The sequence below is a fragment of the Candidatus Infernicultor aquiphilus genome (assembly GCF_002784285.1).
In the GTDB taxonomy this organism is placed as follows: domain Bacteria; phylum Atribacterota; class Phoenicimicrobiia; order Phoenicimicrobiales; family Phoenicimicrobiaceae; genus Infernicultor; species Infernicultor aquiphilus.
Map to the genome: position 1 here is coordinate 8,612 of NZ_PFKO01000351.1, position 1,328 is coordinate 9,939.

The 1,328-nt window shown below is 33.9% G+C and carries 1 protein-coding gene; it reads left to right on the forward strand.

What is annotated here, in order from left to right; translation table 11 throughout:
* Positions 1-1,094 (forward strand): HD domain-containing phosphohydrolase (locus COZ07_RS09910; RefSeq protein WP_406608405.1); only part of this gene is annotated, 1,094 nt, incomplete at its 5' end.
* Between the last annotated feature and the right edge of the window lie 234 nt (positions 1,095-1,328).

The following is a 1,328-nucleotide window of genomic DNA, read 5'->3' on the forward strand; positions in this document are numbered from 1 at the left end:
AAAATGATTTAAAAAAGTTAGAAAAACAGATCTTACAATTAAATGCCTTAAACAAGATTTCTTTTGACTTAACCGAGACTACCGATTTAGAGGTTCTCTTAAATAAAATAATAAAATATGCGGCTGAAATTGTGGAAGGTGAAGCTGCTTCAATATTACTTTTAGATAAAGTAAAAAGAGAATTATATTTTAAAGCCAGCCTGGGGAAGAAGAGTCAGGAAATAAAAGAATATAAAGTAAAAGTTGGTCAGGGAATCGCTGGCTGGGTAGCAGAAAAAGGGGAATCTTTAATTATTAATGATGTTACTCGAGATAACCGATGGAATAAAGACTTTGATAATGCTATAAAATTTAAAACCAAATCAATTATTTGCGTTCCTTTGAGATCAGAAAAAGAAATTGTAGGAGTAATGGAAGTAATTAACAAGAAAGATAAAACCTCCTTTGATAAAGATGATGAAATAATTTTAAATTCCTTTACCAATCAAGTGGTAATTGCCCTGTCTAATGCGAATATTATAAAAGATTTGAATAATTATTTTGTTAATATTATCGAAATACTGATTCAGGCCATGGAAAATGAACCTCTTGGACCAAAAGGACATTTTGTAAAAGTGGCTCAGCTGGCTACCCAAATGGGTAATAAACTGGGAGTAACTGGAAAGGATTACGAAAATTTATATTATGCCTCTCTGTTACATGATCTAGGAAAAATGAAAGTAAAGAGAAAGATTGATATTAATTTTAAGGCAGAAGAAAATTTACATTTATTTCAAGATGAAGTGAGTATACACCCGGTGGTAGGGGCAAATATGCTTAAGCAAATAAATTTATTTAAAGACCTAATTCCTATGGTAAGACATCACCACGAAAATTATAATGGAACAGGCTATCCTGATGGATTACGGGGTGAAGAAATACCCCTTGGTTCCCGGATAATAGCGGTAGTTGAAGATTATATCAAAATACTTTATAATAAAGCTATAAAAAGTCCGGCTGAGAATGATGAAGCGCTAAAAAGATTGTTTTCTCTGGCTGGAACTAAATACGACCCTAAAGTTATCAATGTTCTAAAAGAAATTATTAACCTATAACGTAGGGCAGGCGTCCCCCGTTTTCACGAGGGCAGGCTCGCCTGTCGAGGTGCATTTCCCTCTCCCCTCGTGGGAGAGGGTTAGGGTGAGGGGGTTTAATTTGTAGGGGCTTGATTTATCAAGCCCATAATAATATTTAATTGGTAAATCGGTAAATTGGTAAATTGGTGAATTGGTTAATTTTTTATAAAGGGGTGTATTAAATCAATGGCTACCTTTGTCTATAAAGTTCGC